Origin of the sequence: Mycobacterium kyogaense, assembly GCF_003254575.1 — a bacterium.
Lineage (GTDB): Bacteria > Actinomycetota > Actinomycetes > Mycobacteriales > Mycobacteriaceae > Mycobacterium > Mycobacterium kyogaense.
Window position 1 is genome coordinate 193742 of sequence record NZ_QJUA01000001.1, and the last position, 19213, is coordinate 212954.

Below are 19213 nucleotides of genomic sequence, written 5' to 3' on the forward strand. Positions count from 1 at the left end.
CCTGTCGTGCAGGACGACGAGGGATGATCGCCGGGTTCGTATCGCCGGGGGGCGAGGAGATCTGCGGGCCCAGCCGAAGGGCCACCAAAAGTTTGTCGTTCGAGGGTGTTTCTGGGGGAGTAATGAACGATCCGTTTGCCCGTAAGAGTGGCCTGCAGCGCGCCGCGCACAGTGCCGTTGATGCTGTCGTCGGTAACCGTTGGGGGTCGATCCGCAGTGTGCGGACGTATAAGCCACTCGTGGCGTTGACCTTCGATGACGGTCCGTGCAGTGAGTGGACCCCCAAGATACTGGACATTCTTGCCCACTATCGCTCACATGCAACGTTTTTCATGTTGGTGGAGAATGCGCGTCGGCTGCCGGGATTGGTGCATCGCGTCGTCGCGGAGGGACACGAGATCGGTCTGCACGGTTTCGACCACCGTCGGCTCGCCGGCGGTTCCCGGCGATCGACGCGACGGATGCTCGCCGCAGCGGCATCAGAGCTCGCAACGATCTCCGGTGAACCGGTGAAGTATTTCCGTCCCCCGTTCGGCGCTCAGACTGTGGGCTCGTTCCTGGGTGAGCGCGATGCCGGCCTCGAGACGGTGATGTGGGATCTGGACAGCTTCGACTGGAGCGGGCTGGGGGAGCGCGAGGTGGCATCCGAGGTGATCGACCGAACTGAGCCAGGGAGCATTGTGCTGTTGCATGACACCCTCGCAGATGATCCCGGTTGTTCGTTCGATCGGGCCGTTGCCGCAGAGTTGATCGTCGATGGGTTGAAGCGGCGCACTCTGCAGAGCACCACCGTCTCCGGGCTGCTGGAATCGGGCCAGGTGCGGCGCGCCGCCTACTTCTCCCTGTCGACATGGTGTGGCTCCGGTGAGCGAGCTCTGGACGAGGATCCAGACAGGACGCAGTGATGACGTCCGCTGACACCGTCCGGTATGACGCGTCGCTGCAGCCGATCGAGCGTAGGGCGATTGTCCTGGGCACGGCGTTTCGCATCGTCGGAACGCCGTTGGTGGCACTGATCGGACTGGTCAACACCGCAATGATCGTGCGCCAGACCGGAGAGGGCGTGTTCGGCGTCGTCTCACTCATCACGACCCTCAGTCTGCTCATCCCGTTTGCGGATCTCGGGATCGGCGCCGTGGTGACCAGTGCCTGCTCGCGGCCCGGTCGGTTGACTGACGACGGAGTGGCTCTGGCCACCGTGCAGCGCGGTGTGCGAATGCTCAGTGCCGTTGCAGCCGGGCTGATCCTGGTCAGCGTCGCGGTCATGGCCACGGATTCATGGCACCTGCTGATCGGGACGAACACGGGCTCGGCCGACCGCATCGCGATCACTGTGGCCGTGTGTCTGATCGCTCTGGGAATTCCCGCTGGTATCGGTATCCGGATCATCATCGGTTTGAACATGAACCCGGTGGCGGTGCTGATGACCATCGCCAATGCGGCATTCACCCTGTTGCTGACGCTGTTGCTGAAAACAACAGGTGCAGAGGGTATCTGGTACGCGATATCCGGCGCCGGCGGAGTTCTCGCTGGAAACTGTGTCGCCACGATCTTCGCTCTGCGGGTCAGTGGTCTCGGGTGGGCGGCGTTCGCGCGCCCCAGCGCGGAATTCTCGAGACGCAAGGTTCTGCACGGATCGTTGTGGATGTTCGTGTTGAGTATCGGACTGCCGCTCGGCCTTCACTCGCACCGACTGGTCCTCTCGCACGTATCGACACCACAGGAGCTCTCGCGCTATGCGTTGACCGCACAGATTTTCGGCGTGGTGTGGATGGTTTTCGACACGGCAGGGATGGCGCTGTGGCCGGTGTTCGTCAAGCGCCGAACAGCCACCATCGCTTCTACCCAGTTGTGGCTGCGGTCGGTCGCCGTGTTCGGGTTCTCGTCCGCAGTCGCCGGCGTCGGGATCGTGGCTTTTGCACCGTGGGCCACCTCCGTGTTGTCGGGCGGCCAGATTGTCGCGCCGCGGGCCTTGGCGGTTGCGTTCGCCATCATGCTGTTCGTCGAATGTGTCCACCTGCCCGGCGGGGTGATGCTGACGATGCCGCGTGAGGCCCGGTGGCAATCGTTGTGTATCACGGTCATGGGAGTGACGGCCGTGCTGCTGGGCATCTGGTGGGGTGCACGGTGGGGCGCCGCCGGAGTCGTAGCCGCAGCAGCGGTTGCCATGGTCCTGGCGCAGGTGATCCCAGACTTCGTCTGGATTCCGCGGATGCTCAGGGCTCGAGAGATGGACATTCGCGACGGCAGCACACAGAGATGACGACTGGCACACAACAGCTATCTGCGTGCATGGCGCGCAGCCAGGGCGCGGTATCCCGTCGCCCGCATCGCACTCAGTGTCGGCTTGAGCGGGGAGTTCCTCAGTCGTGCGATCGCGGTTCGCTCGGCAGTGATGCGAGCTGTCCGGAGCGTTCGCCGCCATGGCGTGGCCGTGACCTGACCCCGGGCCACTGACACCGCGCCGGTCATCGCCCGCCGCTTGTAGTCCTCCTCGCCGGGGCCTAGATCGATGCGAGCCAACCCGAGCTGCGGGGCGGCAGAGATGAGTTCGCGCAACAGAATCCACCCCGGTGCGAACTCGGCGAACGACCGGTCGAACACCGGGAACCACCAATGCAACACCGGACCGTCGCGAAGACCGAAGTGCGCCGCGAGCGGCGTATCGCCGGCGTAGACCGCTGACAGTACGCCGGCGAAGCCATCGATTCTGGTCTGAGCCAGATGGTGGATCAAGTCCCGACGACGACTCATGGCGAAGAAGTCGTAAGCTCCGGTCGCTGCGTACTGTTCGCGTTTGGTGTCGATCAACCAGTCCAGCAGCCGGGGGTCCTGGACATCCCACACGAGACGTACGTCGCCGAGTTGACGTGTTGCCTTGTTGGTCATCCTGCGCACTCGCGACAACTTGTCCCGACTTGCTTTGCTGATTCGACCCACGTAGCCGTCGAGACCACCAGTGACGTCGATGAAGGGCGCTTCCACACGGCCGTCGGACCACGGTGCGAACTCGCTGCGTGATTCTGAGATGTGGTCGAACGTCAGCGCGTGCAGCCCTGTGGTGCGCACCAATTCAAGGGGATCCACCGCCACACCCGGCGCAGTCACCGGTCCTTGGAAGTCGGCACCTGGCCAGCCGACCGGCCGGGCTCGCCGCTTGTGCACCTGGATCGGGAACCAGGTATGACCGTCGTTCACCGCCACCTGTACGTCGCCGAACATGTCGTGCACCGCCCCGGCGAAGGCCGGATGAAAGTACGGGCTGTCGAGCGCCGGGTTGCTGTCGCGGACCTCCGACCACGCCTTGCGTTGATTCGCATCGAGCGCAGTGAAATCCGTCAGTGTCCACCCCACAGAGGTCAACTTACAGGGGAGAGCAGAGACCGTGCTGCTCTTTCCGCATATGGGCGCCGGCCGGGTGAGTTGCGTTCCTGCGCAATCTACTTCACTGGCGCGGCATCGGCGGATTGCTGGGATCCGACGATGCGCGCCACCGCTGGATCTCCACACGCGTATCAGTGCTGGCATCGCCGTAGAACTGCTCGATCGTCACGTACGGAGCAGTCACATCCTTGATCTGTGGATGCGTGTACGGACCGTAGACGACGCCGGTCGGTCCCAACACCCACGCCTTGCCCGCCGCGTTGTCGACATAGACGGCGACGTGCTGAGTTTCGGTGCCGAAACGGCGCCCGTATGGCACATTCGCGATGACCGTCAGAACATGGTTCTGCCACACGCCGTACTCGAAGTGATCGTCGAGAAACACGACGTGCGCCGGACTATCCGGTGTGAGCGTGTCGCCCAGGTAGCCCGACGGAATCCCGGTTGCGTACAAGCCCAAAGCCATCGCGCCGCTGGCAGTTCCACCGGATCCGAAGTTCCAGTCAGCCTCGACGTAGGAAGCCGTGGCGTCCAACTGCGCGGTGGCGTACCCCGCTCCGCGGCCGGGACCGTTGTAGTTGATGATCGACCTCCCCCCGTAGATGGTGGGACGGGCCGAGTCGTTCGGCGTGTAGGTGAGAATCGCGGTCTGCCCGGAGTCGAACACAGCAGGATGGCTACCGTTCGGCTCGGTGCTGTAATCCTGGTAGAGGTCAGAGTGCGCCGTCGGTGATGCGCACGTGCACAACAGGAAACACAGAAATGCTCCGCAGGCGATACGAATCGACGCCGCGGCGAGCATGTCCCGGTGATTCACCGACGAGGTGGGTGGTGTCGTCATCAACGCCCTTCGGTAGGGAACCACCATGACCGTGAGTGGATGATCGCAGACACAGGGGTGGTGCCGCGAGGCTATCGCCAGGTCGGCGTGCGAGTGACCGGTTCGATGGAGGACACGAATGGAATCGGCGCCAATGGTCTGCCTCAGCAACGCAGACGGCGGCCGGGAGCAGTCATTTCTTCCGAGAGTTCGTCGGGCAGATCGGCGCTGGTCCGCGCACCGAGATTCATGCTCATCAGGCAAGGATCTAGTTCTTTCCCAGGCATCGAGGCGCACGAGACGTATGCGGAACTGAATCCATGAGTAGTTCTCGCAGACAGCGAGATTCGGTCGAGTCTGATATTGATCTGCGGGTGTGTGGCGCAAGATCGCGCCAGTCACTGGCCTAGCGTTCGGTATCCGAATTCCGTGATCGAAGAATGTCTGTTCAAATTCTCACCTGATCCGAACCGCCGCGTTGTTGACACCTTGTCTGGCAAAGTCTTACGCTATGTGCGCAGCGGTCCTGTTGGCGGCACGCCATTGGTGACGCGTCACTGTTCCACTGCCTATTAGGACTCCGGACACTCCGCGAACGCGGTTTGGCCTACCGACCCAAGATCGAGGAGGGTGGCCTGTGAGTGCGACTTCGCGTGATGGCAAATCGGCTCCGTGGGTGGCTGTTCGAAAGGTCGTCGACCATCCGGAGCTGATCGGCGATCGCATGTCGACAGGAGCTCGTCGCGGTTTCCTGCTGTTCCTCGTCTCGGGTATTGCTGTTCAGACGTGGGCTCTCATTCCGTCGACGGTGCCGTCCGGGATCTACGTTGTGCTTCCTGATATGACCAAAGTCGCTGTCGCGGAGTCGGGTTCAGCGAAGCGAGGTGTCGACACCGCCGGACCGATCGACGTCCGCAGCGTGGTGAGCACCGAGTCCGTGGCATTCAAGATGTTCGAGGGAGCGAGGGTTGGGGTGGCGCCGGGTCCGCAAATGGCCGCCAACCCAGAACTTTTCGGCACTCTCGGTGGAGTGCCGGTGAAAGCCAAGTTGCAGGCGTTGCTGATCCTCTTGACGTCCAGGTTCGGTGACAGAGACGTGTCGGCACTCATCGACAAACTGCGCGCGTTACTGGCGTTGCCCGATTCCGCACTCGCTGCTGTGCTCGGTCTCCCCGAGATGAGGGACTTGAGCCGGCTGCTCGATGCCGCTTCCCTGGGAACGGTGGATCTCCCCAGAATCACAACGGAGATGGGCAAGATCGCACTGACGTCCGCTCCCGCAACGCCCTACCAGGTGCAGATCGCGGTCAACGGTCGGCCGACCGCCAGTGTGGACATGCGCTACGTCCGCAGCGACCCGTCGGCGCCACTTGCTCCGGCCGCGCCTGCGACGGCGCCTGCGCCTGCGCCTGTCGGATTCGTCAACGTCGAGCCTGGTGTCTCAATTGTCGCTGACGCCATCACAGCCAGTGTCATGCGTGCGGTGGATCCCGTGGCTGCCACGCCGATGCTGGCGGCCGTCGCAGCGCCTGAGGTGTTCGCAGCGACATCGGAGGCAGCTCCGCCGACAGAGCCGGCTCCGGCGCCACTGCCGGCACCGATGACCGTTGCGCCCGTGACGTTCGCGCCGACAATCGAGACAGCCGCTCCTGAGACGTACTCCCCACCGACGATGACAGCTGCGCCAGAACCTGTTGCATCATCGGAGATGTCGACACCGGAGCCGAGTGAACCGACTCGGATCACCGTCGAAGGTGACGTGTCGGCAACGGCGCCAAACTCTGATGATCTGAGTCCGGGCGAGGACACCGAGTCCCACAGCGACGAACCGCAGGGTGGACAAGACAGTTCACCTTCGGGCGGCGCCACGGAGTCGACGGGAACCACGGGACCTGGAGAAGACACTGGCGGGGGTGGTGGCGACGGTCCGGCGGGGGGACGAGATGCGAGCGGCGGCAATGATTCTGCGAGTCACGGTGATGGGGGCGACGGGGGTTCGCCTAGCTCGTGACTCGAGGGGGCACGGTCATCTGCGCGAGAGCTTGACACGATCGGGGTCGGGCACGCACTAGCCTGGACAGCATGAGTCCTCAGGAACCACAACCCGATGACGAGGACACCGGGCCGCTGACCGCGCATGAGCCGCGGCGGTCTTCGGCCGTGCCGTCGGGTCAGGCGGATCGGCGCTTCGATGCGCCGCTGTCGGTGACTCCGCGGCCGGTGCGCCGTGACAACCGGCCGGTCGTGCTCATCGCCGTCGCGACCGTCGCCGTGGTGGTGCTGGGAGTGATTGCGTGGCTGTTCTGGCCGGCGTCCGATGGCTCCGACACCGCCGGAGGCGACGATGCGCCCACGTCGACGAGGGAGAGCTCGGAACAGGCACAGGCCCGGTTGCTGCAGATGCTGCCGCCCGGCTACGCCCCTGATTCCTGCGAAACCGTCGTCCCCGCACAGGGCGCGCTGGCCCAGGTGAGTTGCGGAGCGAACACCGATCCTGGCGGCCCACTCACAGCCACCTACACGCTCGCCGCGGACAAGGCAGCTGCCAAAGACCTGTTCGACAACGTCGTGAGCACCTCATCGGTGGTCGATTGCCCAGGCAACATCCAGTCGCCCGGTCCGTGGCGCCGCAACGCAACTCCGCAACAAACCGCGGGGACGCTGGTGTGTGGATTTCAGCAGAGCAAGCCGACGGTCGGCTGGAGCACCGACGCCGATCTGCTGGTCAGTCAGGTGCAGTCCGGACCGACGGGCCCGAACATGGTGCAGCTGTACACCTGGTGGGCGTCTCACTCCTGAGAGTGCTGCCGGCCCACCAGGTGCGCGAGCCGGCTACGACGGTGGCGGGACCACGACGGTGGTCGTGGCCGGGCTCTGCATCGGAGCGGGGGTACCGCTGCTGCCCGCCGGAAGCGGCGTGCCCGAGCTGCCCTGCGGCGCAGGGGTGACCGCCGCGGGCACCGGTGCCGGGCTGGCCGGCGCGGGGCTGGCCGGAGCCATGTCGGCGGGCATCTGTGTCCCCGCGCTGCCGGCCGGCAGCGGGGTTCCGGAGCTTCCCTCGGGCAGCGGGGTACCGGCGCTGCCCGCAGGTACGGGAGTGGGCGTCTGTGTGGCCGAGGCCGGTGCTGCGCCGGGGGTCGGCGGCGTCGACGTCGTCGCGGTATCAGGAGTGGCGGTCTCGGCGGTGCCCGCCGACGACGAGCCCGACGATGCGGGGGCGCTGTATCCGCCCGTCGCGGGCGCAGGAGGCGGTGGTGGCGGCTCCACCCACAGCAACACCTGCTCGGGGTCGCCGTCGGAATAGAAGACGCTGTCGGGCTTTTCGCCCGTCACATCGAAGTAGATCTTGCCGGTGGTCTTCTCGCCCTGCGCCAGCGTCGACGGGTTCACACCCTGCGGAGTGGCCACGGTGAACAGCACCCGATAGGTGTCGCCGTTGCGGGCGCGCGCATTCAGGTTGGACACGATGGGCGTGACCGAGCCGGCGATCGCCTCGTCGGTGGCGGTGGCTTCCCACAGCGTGCCCGCGGGCTGATAGGGAATTATGTCGCTGCTCGGCTTGAGACCGGTGACCGTCCAGTGCTGAACGACGCTGCCGTTGACGAGTTCGCCGGGCTGGCCGAGATACTGGACCTCCGCGTCGGCCGACGCGATCGGTGCCCCGGAGACGCCGAGCGCAGCCGCTGCGGCGGCAGCGATCACTGCGGGCTTGAATTTCACTGGATTGTCCTCCCGATTTTCCTTGAGCGAGCAGCGAGATACACCTCACGAGCAACCTAACAGCTCCCCATACGGGTCCAGTGCACCAATTTGTTCGATGAGACGGCTCCGGCCTTAGCAGACAGCGGAACTGGGCTATCGTCACCGTGCGTGTCCGGCATGCCGACACGACCATGAGCAGCAAATCGCGAGTTTGGTGTCTGCGCAGGCTTTGGAAGGACTAGTGTCCCCGGCTGACGGGGATTCGATCACGAACAGGGGATCAGTTTTCATGGGCAAGCACTCCAAGAGCGGCGCACGGTCGATGTCGGTGCGCACCTACCTCGCGGCCGGGGTCACCGCGGGTGTCACCAGCGCCGCGATGGCCGGCATCGGCACGCTGATGCTGGACTACGATGCCGCGCCGGCGCCGGTGACGCATCAGATCCAACTCGTCAACGACGAGGACGTGCTGTGGTGGCAGCAGGCCGGCTCCCACAACGACAAGAGGGTCGCCGCGGCCGACACGTCTGCCGATCCGGCGCGGCCTGCGCTGCGGCCGATGATCGGTACGGGCGGCTGGCTCTACGGCGACGGCGTCGACGCAGCTGCCGACTGCACCGGCACTGCGTGCAACGGCGGTGACGCCGGTCTCCTGGGCGGCAACGGTGGCGACGGCGCCAACGGCGGCAGCGGCGGCAATGCCGGCAAGTGGTTCGGCAACGGCGGCAACGGCGGCAACGGCGTCGACGCGAAAGAAGGCTGCACTGGCGCCGCGTGCAACGGCGGCGCGGGTGGCGCAGGCGGCGAAGGCGGCAAGTTCGGCGGCAACGGCGGTAACGGCGGTAACGGCGGCAAGGGGATCAACAACACCGCGAACGTCGTCGATGACCCGGCCACCAAGGACAAGGACGAATCCGCGGTCAACAACGCCTTCGGCGGTAACGGCGGCGCCGGTGGCAGCGGCGGCCGGTGGGGCGGCAAGGGTGGTAACGGCGGCAACGGCGGCACTGCCTCCTCGGCGAACGGTTCCGCGCAGGGTGGCAAGGGCGGCGCCGGTGGCGACAGCGGTGAGGTGGGCAGTGTGACCGCTGGTAACGGCGGCGATGGCGGCGGCGCGACCACCTCGGGGACCGGCGAGATTGCCGTCGGCGGCGCCGGCGGTTCCGGCGGTAAATCGGAGCTGGGCACCGGCGGCACCGGTGGCAAGGGTGGCGACGCGACCGGCAACAACGACAACGACACCTTCGGCGGCAAGGGTGGCGCCGGCGGCGGCACCAAGAACGGCCAGGCCGGTGGCGGCGGTGCGGGCGGAAACGCCACTGCCGGCGCAGGAGACGCGACCGGCGGCAACGGCGGCGCCGGCGGTGGCGCGACCGGCATCGTCGGCAATGGCGGCGACGGCGGCAAGGGCGGCAACGGTACCTCGTCGACCGGTAAGGGCACCGGCGGCAACGGTGGTGGCGCCGGTTCGGGTGGTTTCTTCGGCAAGTCCGGTAAGGACGGCGCCAAGGGCACCGGCAGCACTCCTGCCTCCACCCCCTAGAAGTACGCACGACCGCGCAGGCACGGGCGTCGACACGTAGTCGACGCCCGTGTTCTCGCGCGATACTTGAAAGTGTCTGCGAATCAACGCGATTCGCATGAGCTATCATCGCTGGCATGTCTGACACCAAACCGGCGTGGATGGCCCCGGCCGCGCTCGTCGTCGCCGTGATCGCTCTTGCCCTCGCCGCGTGGGGCCTGTTGCGCTCGTCGCCGACGGATGGCGCGAACGCCACAGGCGCCCCGTCGAGCGGCGACGCCAAGACCGAGATCTGTCAGGCGTTCACGACCGTGCGCAACGCGGTGTCGTTGCAGACGAACGCGAATCTGGGCACCGACAAGGTCGCCCGTCAGGCAGTGGCCGCGAATGCCCGGCTCGCCACGCTCGGTGGTGGGGAGTTCCTGCTGTCACGGCTGAACTCCGCTGTGCCCGGCGATCTGGCCGACGCGGTCAGGTCGTTCGCCAACGACCTGACCTACATCGGGATGGGTCAGCTCGCCGGTGCTCCCGGCAACGATCCGGCCCAGACCCAACGGCAGACCAGCGCGCAGGACACTGCCACCAAGATCGACGAGCTGTGCCGGTAGAGGATCAGGCCGGCACGAACTCCACGCCGGCCAGCGCCACGGCGTCATCGCGCTCCGGCGCCGTGACCACCGCGCGGTAGGCACCGGCGTCCTTCCAGACGCTGACCTTCAGCGTTTCGCCGGGGAACACGACACCGGCCATCCGCGCGCCGTATGACTTCAGGGCTGCGACATCACCGTCGAGCAGATTGTCGACCAACGCCTTGCAGGTCATGCCGTAGGTGCACAGCCCGTGCAGGATCGGCCGCGGAAAGCCCGCTGCCGCAGCGAAATCCGGGTCCGAATGCAGCGGATTGCGATCACCGCACATCCGATAGAGCAGCGCCTGCTGCGGCGATGTGGGAAGCGTCAGTTCGATGTCCGGCGCTCCCTCAGGCGCTGCGGACGATCCGGACGGGCCGCGGTCGCCCCCGAAGCCGCCTTCACCGCGGGCGAAGATCGATCGCTTCTGCGTCCACAACAGCGTGCCCGCAGTGTCGGTGACCTCGGTCTCCGACCAGATCACCGCGGCCTTGCCCTTGTCCCAGATCTCGGTGAACCGGGTGACCGCGGTGGCCGTCCCCGACGGCGGGATCGGACCGGGCACGGTCACCGCCTCGCTGGCATGCAGCACCTTGGACAGCTCGATGTCGATGCCGGGGAACTTCACCGCCGGCGGTTCGGTCATGTGGAAACTCTGCGCGACATTGCCGAAGGTCGGCAGTACCTGCGGCGTGCCGTCGGTCAGATAGCGCAGCTCGCGCGGGTCCATCGGATCGGCGCCCGCGCCGAGACCGAGATGATAGAGCTGCACATCGCTGCTGCTCCACGAGAATTCGACCGCAGGGAGTTCCGCGCCGATCGCTTCGTCGAGATTGATGGGCATGCTTACTCCTTGCCGGCCAGGTGCCGCGCGGCGAGGTATCCGAACGTCATCGCGGGACCGATGGTGCCGCCAGGGCCGGGGTAGGTGTGGCCCATCACGGGGGCACTGACGTTACCCGCCGCGTAGAGCCCGTCGATGACCGAGCCGTCGTCGCGCAGGGCACGCCCATTGGTGTCGGTGACGATGCCGCCCTTGGTGCCCAGATCCCCGGGCACCATCTTGGCGGCGTAGAACGGCGCGTGGCTGATCTCGCCCAGGTTCGGATTGGGCTTGTTGGTGGGATCGCCGTAGTAGCGGTCATAGGCGCTCTCGCCGCGCTTGAAGTCCTCGTCCACGCCGCTGCGGGCGAACCCGTTGAAGCGCGCGACGGTTGCGGTCAGGGCGTTGACGGGCAGGCCGGTCTTGGCTGCCAGCTCGTCGAGCGTGTCCGCTTTCACGATCACGCCGGACTCCATCCATTTGTTCGGAATCCGTTGTCCGGGTTGCAAACCGGCGAAGATGTAGCGGTCGCGGTACTGCTGGTCGAAGACGAGCCAGGCCGGGATGTTCTCGCCGGGGCCCTGGCCTTGTCCGTACTGGCCGCCGTACATGTGGTGGCACGCTTCGACGTAGGGCATCGACTCGTTCATGAAGCGCTTGCCGTTCATGTTGACGATGATCGAGCCGGGCGAGTTGCGCTCCGACAGCGCGAACCACGGCGCGCCGACCAGCGGAATGGTCGGACCCCACCAGGCATCTTCCATGACGTCCAGCGCGGCGCCGAGCTTCTCGGCGGCCACTATGCCGTCGCCGGTGTTGGCTGCCGCGCCGACCGTCCACTCGGTGGTGATGGGCGCGCGCTGGTACTTCACCCGCATCTGCTCGTTGTGCTCGAACCCGCCGCTGCCCAGGATGACTCCTCGGCGGGCCCGGATCAGCGTCGGCTCGGCGCTCTCGGGTTCGGCGGTGTTGCGGACGTAGATGCCGCGGACGACGCCGTCTTCGACATAGAGGTCGGTCATCGCGGTGTTGAGCTGCACCGGCACCCCGGCTTTCTGCAGGCCGACGCGCAGCGGCGCGATGAGCGCGCGGCCCATCCCGACGAGGTTCTTGCCGGTCGCCTGCGCCCACATCGTGCGCGCGCCGACCTTGAGGCTGCGCAGCACCCCGCGGGGATGGCGCTTGAGCTGGTTGAGCCGCATGTAATCCTGCTGCATGACGACGACGTTGAGCGGCACCTTGCCGTACGGCGGCTCCAGGCCGTCCATGTCCGGACCGAGCTTCTTGGCGTCGAAGGGCTTGGGCTCCACCGACCGGCCGGTCGGCTTCCCGCCCGGTGACTCGGGGTAGTAGTCGGGATATTTCGGCACCCAGCACAGCTTGAGCGGCGATTGTGCGAGCACGAACGACAGCATCTCCGGACCGCGGTCGAGGTACGTGTCGATCTTCTCGGTCGGCACCACGTCGCCGATGATTGTGTGCAGGTAGGTGCGCGCGGCGTCGCGGGTGTCGCTGACGCCGTCCCGTTCCAGGATTTCGTTGTTCGGAATCCACACCCCGCCACCCGAGCGTGCGGTCGAACCACCGTAGTGCGGAGCCTTTTCGACGACTATCGTCGAGAGACCCTGATGAGCGGCCGTGAGGGCGGCGACCATACCCGCGGCGCCACTGCCGACCACGACGACGTCATACTCCTGCTCGGTCATGTAGAACACGTTATAGAATTGCCCGGCCGACTAACAACTGTGCCGGTGGAAGAAACGAGGGGAATTCACATGTTGCCCGCGCAGGTGCGCGAAAAGCTCGCCGCCGACCTGGCCGAAGCCGAGCGCACGCGTCAGCCCATCTCACCTCTCACCGACGCCCATCCCGACATCGACGTCGTCGACGCCTACGAGATCCAGTTGATCAACATCCGGTCCAAGGTGGCCGACGGTGCGCGGGTGATCGGCCACAAGGTGGGGCTGTCCTCGGAGGCCATGCAGAAGATGATGAACGTCGACGAGCCCGACTACGGGCATCTGCTCGACGGCATGGAGGTCTTCGAGGATCGGCCCGTCGAATCGGCTCGATTCCTGTACCCCCGGGTCGAGGTCGAGGTCGGCTTCATTCTCTCCGACGACCTGCCCGGGGCCGGCTGCACCGAGGACGACGTGCTGGCTGCAACCGCCGCGTTCGCGCCGGCGATCGAGCTGATCGACACGCGGATCACGAACTGGCAGATCAAGCTGTGCGACACCATCGCCGACAACGCGTCATCGGCGGGGTGGGTACTGGGGGAGGCGCGGGTCTCGCCCAAGGACATCGACATCCGGGCCATCGATGCGGTGCTGACGAACAACGGCGAGGTGGTCGCCGAAGGACGCAGTGATGCGGTGCTGGGCAACCCCGTCACCGCGGTGGCGTGGCTTGCTCGCAAGGTCGAGAGCTTCGGCGTCCGACTGAAGGCCGGCGACATCGTGTTGCCGGGGTCGTGCACCCGGGCGATCGACGCACCCCCGGGCAGTCACTTCGTCGCAGATTTTTCCGGATTGGGTTCGGTACGACTGGATTTCGAATAGGAGCCTGCTCATGGCAGACAAGGCAACCGTGGCGATCGTGGGCTCGGGCAACATCAGTACTGATTTGTTGTACAAGTTGTTGCGGTCGGAGTGGTTGGAGCCGCGGTGGATGATCGGGATCGATCCGGCCAGTGAGGGTTTGGCGCGGGCCCGCACGCTCGGTTTGGAAACCTCGCACGAGGGTGTGGACTGGTTGTTGGGTCGTGATGAGTTGCCCGACATGGTGTTCGAGGCGACCAGTGCCTATGTGCACCGCGATGCCGCGCCGCGGTATGCCGAGGCCGGTATCCGGGCGATCGATCTGACGCCTGCGGCGGTGGGGCCGGGGGTGATTCCGCCGGCGAATCTGCGCGAGCACCTGGATGCTCCGAATGTGAACATGGTGACCTGCGGAGGGCAGGCGACCATCCCGATCGTCTACGCCGTGTCGCGCGTGGTGGGGGTGCCCTATGCCGAGATCGTGGCGTCGGTGTCCTCGGCGTCGGCGGGTCCGGGCACCCGGGCCAACATCGACGAGTTCACCAAGACCACCAGCGCGGGGGTGTCGAACATCGGGGGTGCGGCGCGGGGTAAGGCGATCATCATCCTGAATCCAGCGGATCCGCCGATGATCATGCGCGACACCATCTTCTGCGCAATCCCCGAGGACGCCGACCACGACGCGATCACCGCGTCGATCAACGAGGTCGTGGCCGAGGTGCAAACCTATGTGCCCGGTTACCGGTTGCTCAACGAACCGCAGTTCGACGAGCCGTCGGTGGTCAACGGCGGCACCCATGTGGTCACCACGTTCATCGAGGTCGAGGGTGCCGGGGACTACCTGCCGCCGTATGCGGGGAATCTGGACATCATGACCGCTGCGGCGACAAAGGTCGGCGAGGAGATCGCGAAGGAAGTCCTGGCGGCAACCACGGGAGGTCACGCATGAGCGGCATCTATTTCGACCCGATGTGGGACGTGCGGATGACCGACACGTCGCTGCGCGACGGTAGCCATCACAAGCGCCACCAGTTCACCAAGGATGAAGTGGGGTCGATCGTCGCGGCCCTGGATGCGGCGGGGGTGCCGGTCATCGAAGTCACCCATGGTGACGGGTTGGGCGGGTCGAGCTTTAACTACGGCTTCTCCAAAACCCCGGAGCAGGAACTGATCAAACTGGCCGCCGAGACGGCCAAGGAATCGAAGATCGCGTTCCTGATGCTGCCCGGGGTGGGCACCAAGGAAGACATCAAAGAGGCGCAGAACAACGGGGGGTCGATCTGCCGGATCGCCACGCACTGCACCGAGGCTGACGTCTCGATCCAGCATTTCGGGCTGGCCCGTGAACTCGGCTTGGAGACCGTCGGGTTCTTGATGATGAGCCACACCATCAGTCCTGAGAAGCTGGCCAAGCAGGCCCGCATCATGGCCGACGCCGGTTGCCAGTGCGTCTACGTCGTCGATTCCGCGGGTGCGCTGGTGTTGGAGGGCGTGGCCGACCGGGTGGCGGCGCTGGTCGCCGAACTCGGTGATGACGCCCAGGTCGGTTTTCACGGGCACGAGAACCTCGGGCTGGGTGTGGCCAACTCGATCGAGGCGGTGCGGGCCGGGGCCAAGCAGATCGACGGGTCCTGCCGCCGCTTCGGTGCCGGAGCCGGTAACGCGCCGGTGGAGGCGCTGATCGGGGTGTTCGACAAGATCGGGGTCAAGACCGGCATCGATTTCTTCGACATCGCCGACGCCGCCGAAGAGGTCGTCGCGCCCGCGATGCCTGCCGAATGCCTGCTGGACCGCAACGCGCTGATCATGGGCTACTCCGGGGTGTATTCGAGCTTCCTCAAACACGCCATCCGCCAGTCCGAACGCTACGGGGTGCCGGCCCACAAGCTCCTGCACCGGGCCGGACAACGCAAACTCATCGGCGGCCAAGAAGACCAACTCATCGACATCGCCCTGGAGATCAAACGCGAAATGGACGCGGCGCCCACCCAGTAGCCCCACCGAACGCACGCTTTGTGACACGGAACGCGAGGCGGCTCGTCAGAAACCGTGCACTCGCGATTTTTTTGACCGCCCACACCTTGAGTGTGACCTGCGCAGACGACGGGGATCGTGAGCTGGGTCCCTAGCCGCCGGTGTTTGGCATGTGGGGCTGCCGGCTAGCCATTGGGCTGCGACCGTTTGATCGCAAACCCAAAGGAGTGATTCTTCGTGACTTCCGCTAACACCGTTCGCCGTGGACTGTTCGGCACGTTCGCCGGCGGCCTGCTCGCCTTCGGATCGGCGGCGATCATCGCCCCAGTGGCCAGTGCGCAGCCTGCGCCCGGGCCGGCGCAGGACTGCACCGCCAGCACCGTGGCCGGCACCGTCAGCACAGCGGCCGCCTCCGAGGGCGCCTTCTTGACGGCCAACCCGCAAGCCGACGAAGCGCTGACTCAGATCGCGGCGGAGCCGCAGCCGCAGGCCAACCAGGCGTACATGGCCTACTTCGCCGAGAACCCGCAGGTCCAGGATCAGCTCAGGGCGATCCACGAGCCAGTGAGTGCACTGTCGGACCGTTGCGGTGTGAAGCTGGCGCCGACACCAGTGGCGCAGGCCGTCTGGAGTGCGTCAGAGCAGGCTCCCGAGGTGCCGGTGACACCGGCTCCGGAGGCCGAGGCTGGTATGCCGGCCGCTCCCGAGATGCCGACCACCTGATCGACCTCCAGACCCCGTTACTCACCGTGCCCACACCCAGTGGGCACGGTGAGTGCATTTCGGGCTTGTCGCACGCATTCGGCACGATGGGGCCATGGTGACCCGGGACCCGAGCCGAGCAGATGCGCAGAAGATCCTCGAGCAGTTGGCCGGGCCGGATGCCCGCCTGCGTGATGACCAATGGACGGCGATCGAGGCGCTCGTGGTGCATCGGCGCCGCGCGTTGGTGGTGCAGCGCACCGGGTGGGGGAAATCGGCGGTCTACTTCATCGCAGCCACTCTGCTCCGTCGCAACGGTCACGGGGCCACCGTGATCGTGTCGCCGCTGCTCGCGCTGATGCGCAACCAGGTCGCGTCGGCGGAGAAGGCCGGCGTGCGCGCCGCGACCATCAACTCGAGCAACATGACCGACTGGGGCGGCGTTCATGCCCGAGTCCGCGAGGGCGACCTCGACGTCCTGCTCGTCAGCCCCGAGCGACTGAACAATCCCGACTTCCGCGACTCCGTGCTGCCGGAGCTCGCGCGCGACGCCGGTCTCGTCGTCGTGGACGAGGCGCACTGCGTCTCGGACTGGGGCCACGACTTCCGGCCCGACTATCGCCGCATCCGCACCCTTCTCGCCGACCTCGGCGCTGACGTCCCCGTGCTCGCGACCACTGCCACCGCCAACGACCGAGTGGTCGCCGACGTCGCCGCTCAGCTCGGAGTCGGCGGTCGCGACACGCTGGTGCTGCGAGGTGGTCTGGACCGCGAGTCTCTACGCCTGTCGGTCGTCACTGCCGGCAATCCCGCGCAGCGCGCCGCCTGGCTGGCCGCCCACCTCGGCGAACTGCCCGGCTCGGGCATCGTCTACACGCTGACCGTGGCCCAGGCTCACGACGTCGCCGCGCTGCTGCGCGAGCGCGGCTATCCGGTGGCGGCCTACACCGGCTCCACCGAAGCCGCCGAACGCGAGCAACTCGAGGCCGACCTCCTCGGCAACCGCGTCAAGGCGCTGATCGCCACGTCCGCGTTGGGCATGGGGTTCGACAAACCAGACCTCGGTTTCGTGGTCCACCTGGGGGCGCCATCCTCGCCGATCGCCTACTACCAGCAGGTCGGCCGCGCCGGGCGTGCGACCGAGCGAGCCGAGGTGATCCTGCTGCCCGGCCACGAGGACGCCGACATCTGGCGCTACTTCGGATCGCTGGCGTTTCCGCCGGAACAGTTGGTGCGCAAGGTGATTCGCGAGCTGGACGGGGACCGTCCGCTGTCGACCGCGGCGCTGGAGCCGCTGGTCGACCTGAACCGCTCCCGGCTGGAGATGGTGCTCAAGGTTCTCGACGTCGACGGCGCCGTTCGCAGGGTCAAAGGCGGCTGGATCGGCACCGGGGAGCCGTGGGAGTACGACGAACAGCGGTACCGAACGTTGGATGAGGCGCGCCGCCGCGAACAGCAGGCCATGCTCGACTACCAGAAGACCCCACGCTGCCGGATGGCGTTCCTCCGCGCCCAACTCGACGATCCGACGCTCAACCCCGACGAACGCTGCGGCCGGTGTGACAACTGTCCCGGCGAGCGCGTCAGCGGCGACGTCGCGGCCTCAGATGCCGAGCAGACCCGCGCCGCACTGATGCGACCCGGGGTGGAGCTGGCGCCGCGCAAGCAGTGGCCGACCGGTCTCGCCAAGCTGGGCATCGAACTGTCGGGCCGGATCACCGACGGACCGTCGCCCGGCCGCGTAGTCGGACGGCTCACCGATCTCGGCTGGGGCGCACGCCTGCGTGCGCTGCTCGACGGGCCCGACGCCAAGGTTCCCGACGACGTGGTGAACGCTGCCGTGAAGGTGCTCGCGGCATGGGACTGGCAGGTCCGTCCGACGGCGGTAATGGCGCTCGACTCGGCCACCCACCCGCAGCTGATCGGCTCCCTGCGGGTGCGGCTGGCGGAGCTGGGCCGGCTCACCGATCTCGGCACCCTGACCTACGCCCCCGGTCACCGACCCACGGGCGCCGCGAACTCGGCCTACCGGGTCGCGGCCCTGCACGGCGCATGGACGCCGCCCGACACGGTGCCCGACGGTCCGGTGTTGCTGGTCGACGATCGCACCGACAGCGGCTGGACCATGACGATGGCCGCGCGCGTAGTCCGGGCGGCAGGCGCAACGGACGTGCTGCCGTTCGCGCTCGCCGCGACGTCCTAGGCCCGGGGACGCACCCCGCCGAGCTGGGCGGTGACCGCGTCCGCGGCGGCGACCACCGCGCGGGCCCGCTCGTCGATGTCACGTTCGCTCAGCGCCGTGCCGATGTGCATCGAGGCCACCATGGCCTGGCGCTGATGCTGGTCGAACACCGGGGCGGAGATCACGCTGATGTCGTGCCGCATGCCGGCCGGGCGGTCCTCGCGCAAAGACACCCGCTCGCCGATGTCGGACACCAGCTCGCCGAGCAGTGCACGCAGTTCGTCGGGCAGCGTGGCCGACATACCGGCCATCAGCGCGTACAGGCGGCGACCGGCCGGGGTCTGGCGTTCCACGAGATAGCCGTCGGCCCGGCAGGCGGTGATCACTCGGTGTAGCCGCTGGGTGTCGGTGCGCAGCGGGATCGTCGGCTCCTTGGCCAGCCACGCCTGTGCAGCGTGGTCGTCCCACAACACGAACATCAGACCGACCGGTGGCGCGAACGGGTAACTCTGGCCCACCTCGACGCCCGGATGCGCACCGGGCGAGCTGACGAGATCCAGCACGGTGATGCGGTCGTCGACAACTGCCGACAGAGCGGCGGTCACACCGAATCTGGTGGAGAGCCGGCGCAGCTCGTCGCGCGCGGCGGGGCTGATGCGCATCGCCTCTTGGGCCCGGTGGCCGAGCGTGATCAGAGAAGGGCCCAGCCGGTAGGTCTTGTCGGCGTGATCGCGTATGAGATAGCCCGCTTCGGCAAGTGAGGTGACGATGCCCAGGCAGGTGGGCTTGCTGAGGCCGACCCGGCGCGCCAATTCGGAAACGCCGAAGCGTTCCGTCGGCCGCCCACCCAGGAAGTCGAGGATCGCGACGACCCGGTCGGTCGGCGGCGAAACGCGACGAGCGGTCGGCGGCACCTCGCTACGGTACACACGCCG

General features: G+C 66.7%; 17 protein-coding genes. 11 read left to right on the forward strand and 6 right to left on the reverse strand.

Annotated elements, in window-relative coordinates; all coding sequences use genetic code 11:
- The first annotated feature begins 23 nt into the window (after positions 1 to 23).
- Positions 24 to 905, forward strand: coding sequence for a polysaccharide deacetylase family protein (locus tag DMB80_RS00965; protein WP_111508155.1), 882 nt, complete (start codon positions 24 to 26; stop codon positions 903 to 905).
- A complete protein-coding gene (locus DMB80_RS00970) occupies positions 905 to 2263 on the forward strand; it encodes a lipopolysaccharide biosynthesis protein (RefSeq protein ID WP_111508156.1) in 1359 nt (452 codons plus the stop codon). The genes DMB80_RS00965 and DMB80_RS00970 overlap by 1 nt, the downstream gene beginning before the upstream one ends.
- A gap of 17 nt (positions 2264 to 2280) precedes the next feature.
- Here the strand turns inward: DMB80_RS00970 and DMB80_RS00975 are convergent, their stop codons facing one another.
- Positions 2281 to 3354 (reverse strand): GNAT family N-acetyltransferase, encoded by a 1074-nt coding sequence (locus tag DMB80_RS00975; protein WP_205538420.1) that lies wholly within the window; start codon positions 3352 to 3354, stop codon positions 2281 to 2283.
- Positions 3355 to 3445: 91 nt separating this feature from the next.
- Positions 3446 to 4252: a hypothetical protein gene (locus tag DMB80_RS00980; protein ID WP_162938362.1), complete on the reverse strand. Its 807-nt coding sequence runs from the start codon at positions 4250 to 4252 to the stop codon at positions 3446 to 3448.
- 628 nt (positions 4253 to 4880) lie between these two features.
- Between DMB80_RS00980 and DMB80_RS00985 the strand changes: the two genes are divergently transcribed.
- A complete protein-coding gene (locus tag DMB80_RS00985) occupies positions 4881 to 6215 on the forward strand; it encodes a hypothetical protein (protein WP_111508158.1) in 1335 nt (444 codons plus the stop codon).
- A gap of 71 nt (positions 6216 to 6286) precedes the next feature.
- The gene (locus tag DMB80_RS00990) at positions 6287 to 7003 is read left to right on the forward strand and encodes a hypothetical protein (RefSeq protein ID WP_111508159.1); all 717 of its coding nucleotides are present in this window, start codon (positions 6287 to 6289) and stop codon (positions 7001 to 7003) included.
- Positions 7004 to 7036: 33 nt separating this feature from the next.
- Here DMB80_RS00990 and DMB80_RS00995 read toward each other — a convergent pair whose 3' ends face one another.
- Positions 7037 to 7924: an MPT63 family protein gene (locus DMB80_RS00995; RefSeq protein ID WP_111508160.1), complete on the reverse strand. Its 888-nt coding sequence runs from the start codon at positions 7922 to 7924 to the stop codon at positions 7037 to 7039.
- Positions 7925 to 8195: 271 nt separating this feature from the next.
- Here DMB80_RS00995 and DMB80_RS01000 point away from each other — a divergent pair, with 271 nt between their 5' ends.
- Together DMB80_RS01000 and DMB80_RS01005 are read left to right on the forward strand one after the other, a co-directional pair.
- Complete coding sequence (locus tag DMB80_RS01000) at positions 8196 to 9449, forward strand: hypothetical protein (RefSeq protein ID WP_111508161.1); 1254 nt, start codon at positions 8196 to 8198, stop codon at positions 9447 to 9449.
- Between the two features lie 116 nt (positions 9450 to 9565).
- Entirely contained in the window at positions 9566 to 10036 is a 471-nt protein-coding gene (locus tag DMB80_RS01005; protein ID WP_111508162.1) for a hypothetical protein, read from the forward strand.
- 4 nt (positions 10037 to 10040) lie between these two features.
- Here the strand turns inward: DMB80_RS01005 and DMB80_RS01010 are convergent, their stop codons facing one another.
- Positions 10041 to 10901: a MaoC/PaaZ C-terminal domain-containing protein gene (locus tag DMB80_RS01010; protein ID WP_111508163.1), complete on the reverse strand. Its 861-nt coding sequence runs from the start codon at positions 10899 to 10901 to the stop codon at positions 10041 to 10043.
- A 2-nt stretch (positions 10902 to 10903) separates the two neighbouring features.
- Positions 10904 to 12586 (reverse strand): 3-oxosteroid 1-dehydrogenase, encoded by a 1683-nt coding sequence (gene kstD, locus DMB80_RS01015; protein WP_111508326.1) that lies wholly within the window; start codon positions 12584 to 12586, stop codon positions 10904 to 10906.
- Between the two features lie 69 nt (positions 12587 to 12655).
- Here kstD and DMB80_RS01020 point away from each other — a divergent pair, with 69 nt between their 5' ends.
- The 5 genes from DMB80_RS01020 (at position 12656) to DMB80_RS01040 (ending at position 18299) form a co-directional block, all read left to right on the forward strand.
- Positions 12656 to 13441 carry a 2-keto-4-pentenoate hydratase gene (locus tag DMB80_RS01020; RefSeq protein ID WP_111508164.1) on the forward strand — a complete coding sequence of 262 codons (786 nt, stop codon included), beginning with the start codon at positions 12656 to 12658 and terminating at the stop codon, positions 13439 to 13441.
- A gap of 10 nt (positions 13442 to 13451) precedes the next feature.
- A complete protein-coding gene (locus DMB80_RS01025) occupies positions 13452 to 14369 on the forward strand; it encodes an acetaldehyde dehydrogenase (acetylating) (protein ID WP_111508165.1) in 918 nt (305 codons plus the stop codon).
- Positions 14366 to 15415 carry a 4-hydroxy-2-oxovalerate aldolase gene (gene dmpG / locus DMB80_RS01030; protein ID WP_111508166.1) on the forward strand — a complete coding sequence of 350 codons (1050 nt, stop codon included), beginning with the start codon at positions 14366 to 14368 and terminating at the stop codon, positions 15413 to 15415. The genes DMB80_RS01025 and dmpG overlap by 4 nt, the downstream gene beginning before the upstream one ends.
- A gap of 216 nt (positions 15416 to 15631) precedes the next feature.
- Positions 15632 to 16117, forward strand: coding sequence for a hemophore-related protein (locus DMB80_RS01035; RefSeq protein ID WP_111508167.1), 486 nt, complete (start codon positions 15632 to 15634; stop codon positions 16115 to 16117).
- 94 nt (positions 16118 to 16211) lie between these two features.
- Entirely contained in the window at positions 16212 to 18299 is a 2088-nt protein-coding gene (locus DMB80_RS01040) for a RecQ family ATP-dependent DNA helicase (RefSeq protein ID WP_111508168.1), read from the forward strand.
- Here DMB80_RS01040 and DMB80_RS01045 read toward each other — a convergent pair.
- A complete protein-coding gene (locus DMB80_RS01045) occupies positions 18296 to 19192 on the reverse strand; it encodes an IclR family transcriptional regulator (protein ID WP_240430948.1) in 897 nt (298 codons plus the stop codon). The two genes, DMB80_RS01040 and DMB80_RS01045, sit on opposite strands and share 4 nt — an antisense overlap.
- Positions 19193 to 19213: the final 21 nt, after the last annotated feature.

Excerpts from the sequence above, each read along its gene's own strand:
- DMB80_RS00965 (WP_111508155.1), top strand. The coding sequence starts at position 24 with ATGATCGCCGGGTTCGTATCGCCGGGGGGCGAGGAGATCTGCGGGCCC.
- DMB80_RS00970 (WP_111508156.1), top strand. The coding sequence starts at position 905 with ATGACGTCCGCTGACACCGTCCGGTATGACGCGTCGCTGCAGCCGATC.
- DMB80_RS00980 (WP_162938362.1), bottom strand. The coding sequence starts at position 4,252 with ATGGTGGTTCCCTACCGAAGGGCGTTGATGACGACACCACCCACCTCG.
- DMB80_RS00990 (WP_111508159.1), top strand. The coding sequence starts at position 6,287 with ATGAGTCCTCAGGAACCACAACCCGATGACGAGGACACCGGGCCGCTG.
- DMB80_RS01000 (WP_111508161.1), top strand. The coding sequence starts at position 8,196 with ATGGGCAAGCACTCCAAGAGCGGCGCACGGTCGATGTCGGTGCGCACC.
- DMB80_RS01005 (WP_111508162.1), top strand. The coding sequence starts at position 9,566 with ATGTCTGACACCAAACCGGCGTGGATGGCCCCGGCCGCGCTCGTCGTC.
- DMB80_RS01010 (WP_111508163.1), bottom strand. The coding sequence starts at position 10,901 with ATGCCCATCAATCTCGACGAAGCGATCGGCGCGGAACTCCCTGCGGTC.
- kstD (WP_111508326.1), bottom strand. The coding sequence starts at position 12,586 with ATGACCGAGCAGGAGTATGACGTCGTCGTGGTCGGCAGTGGCGCCGCG.
- DMB80_RS01020 (WP_111508164.1), top strand. The coding sequence starts at position 12,656 with ATGTTGCCCGCGCAGGTGCGCGAAAAGCTCGCCGCCGACCTGGCCGAA.
- DMB80_RS01025 (WP_111508165.1), top strand. The coding sequence starts at position 13,452 with ATGGCAGACAAGGCAACCGTGGCGATCGTGGGCTCGGGCAACATCAGT.
- dmpG (WP_111508166.1), top strand. The coding sequence starts at position 14,366 with ATGAGCGGCATCTATTTCGACCCGATGTGGGACGTGCGGATGACCGAC.
- DMB80_RS01040 (WP_111508168.1), top strand. The coding sequence starts at position 16,212 with ATGGTGACCCGGGACCCGAGCCGAGCAGATGCGCAGAAGATCCTCGAG.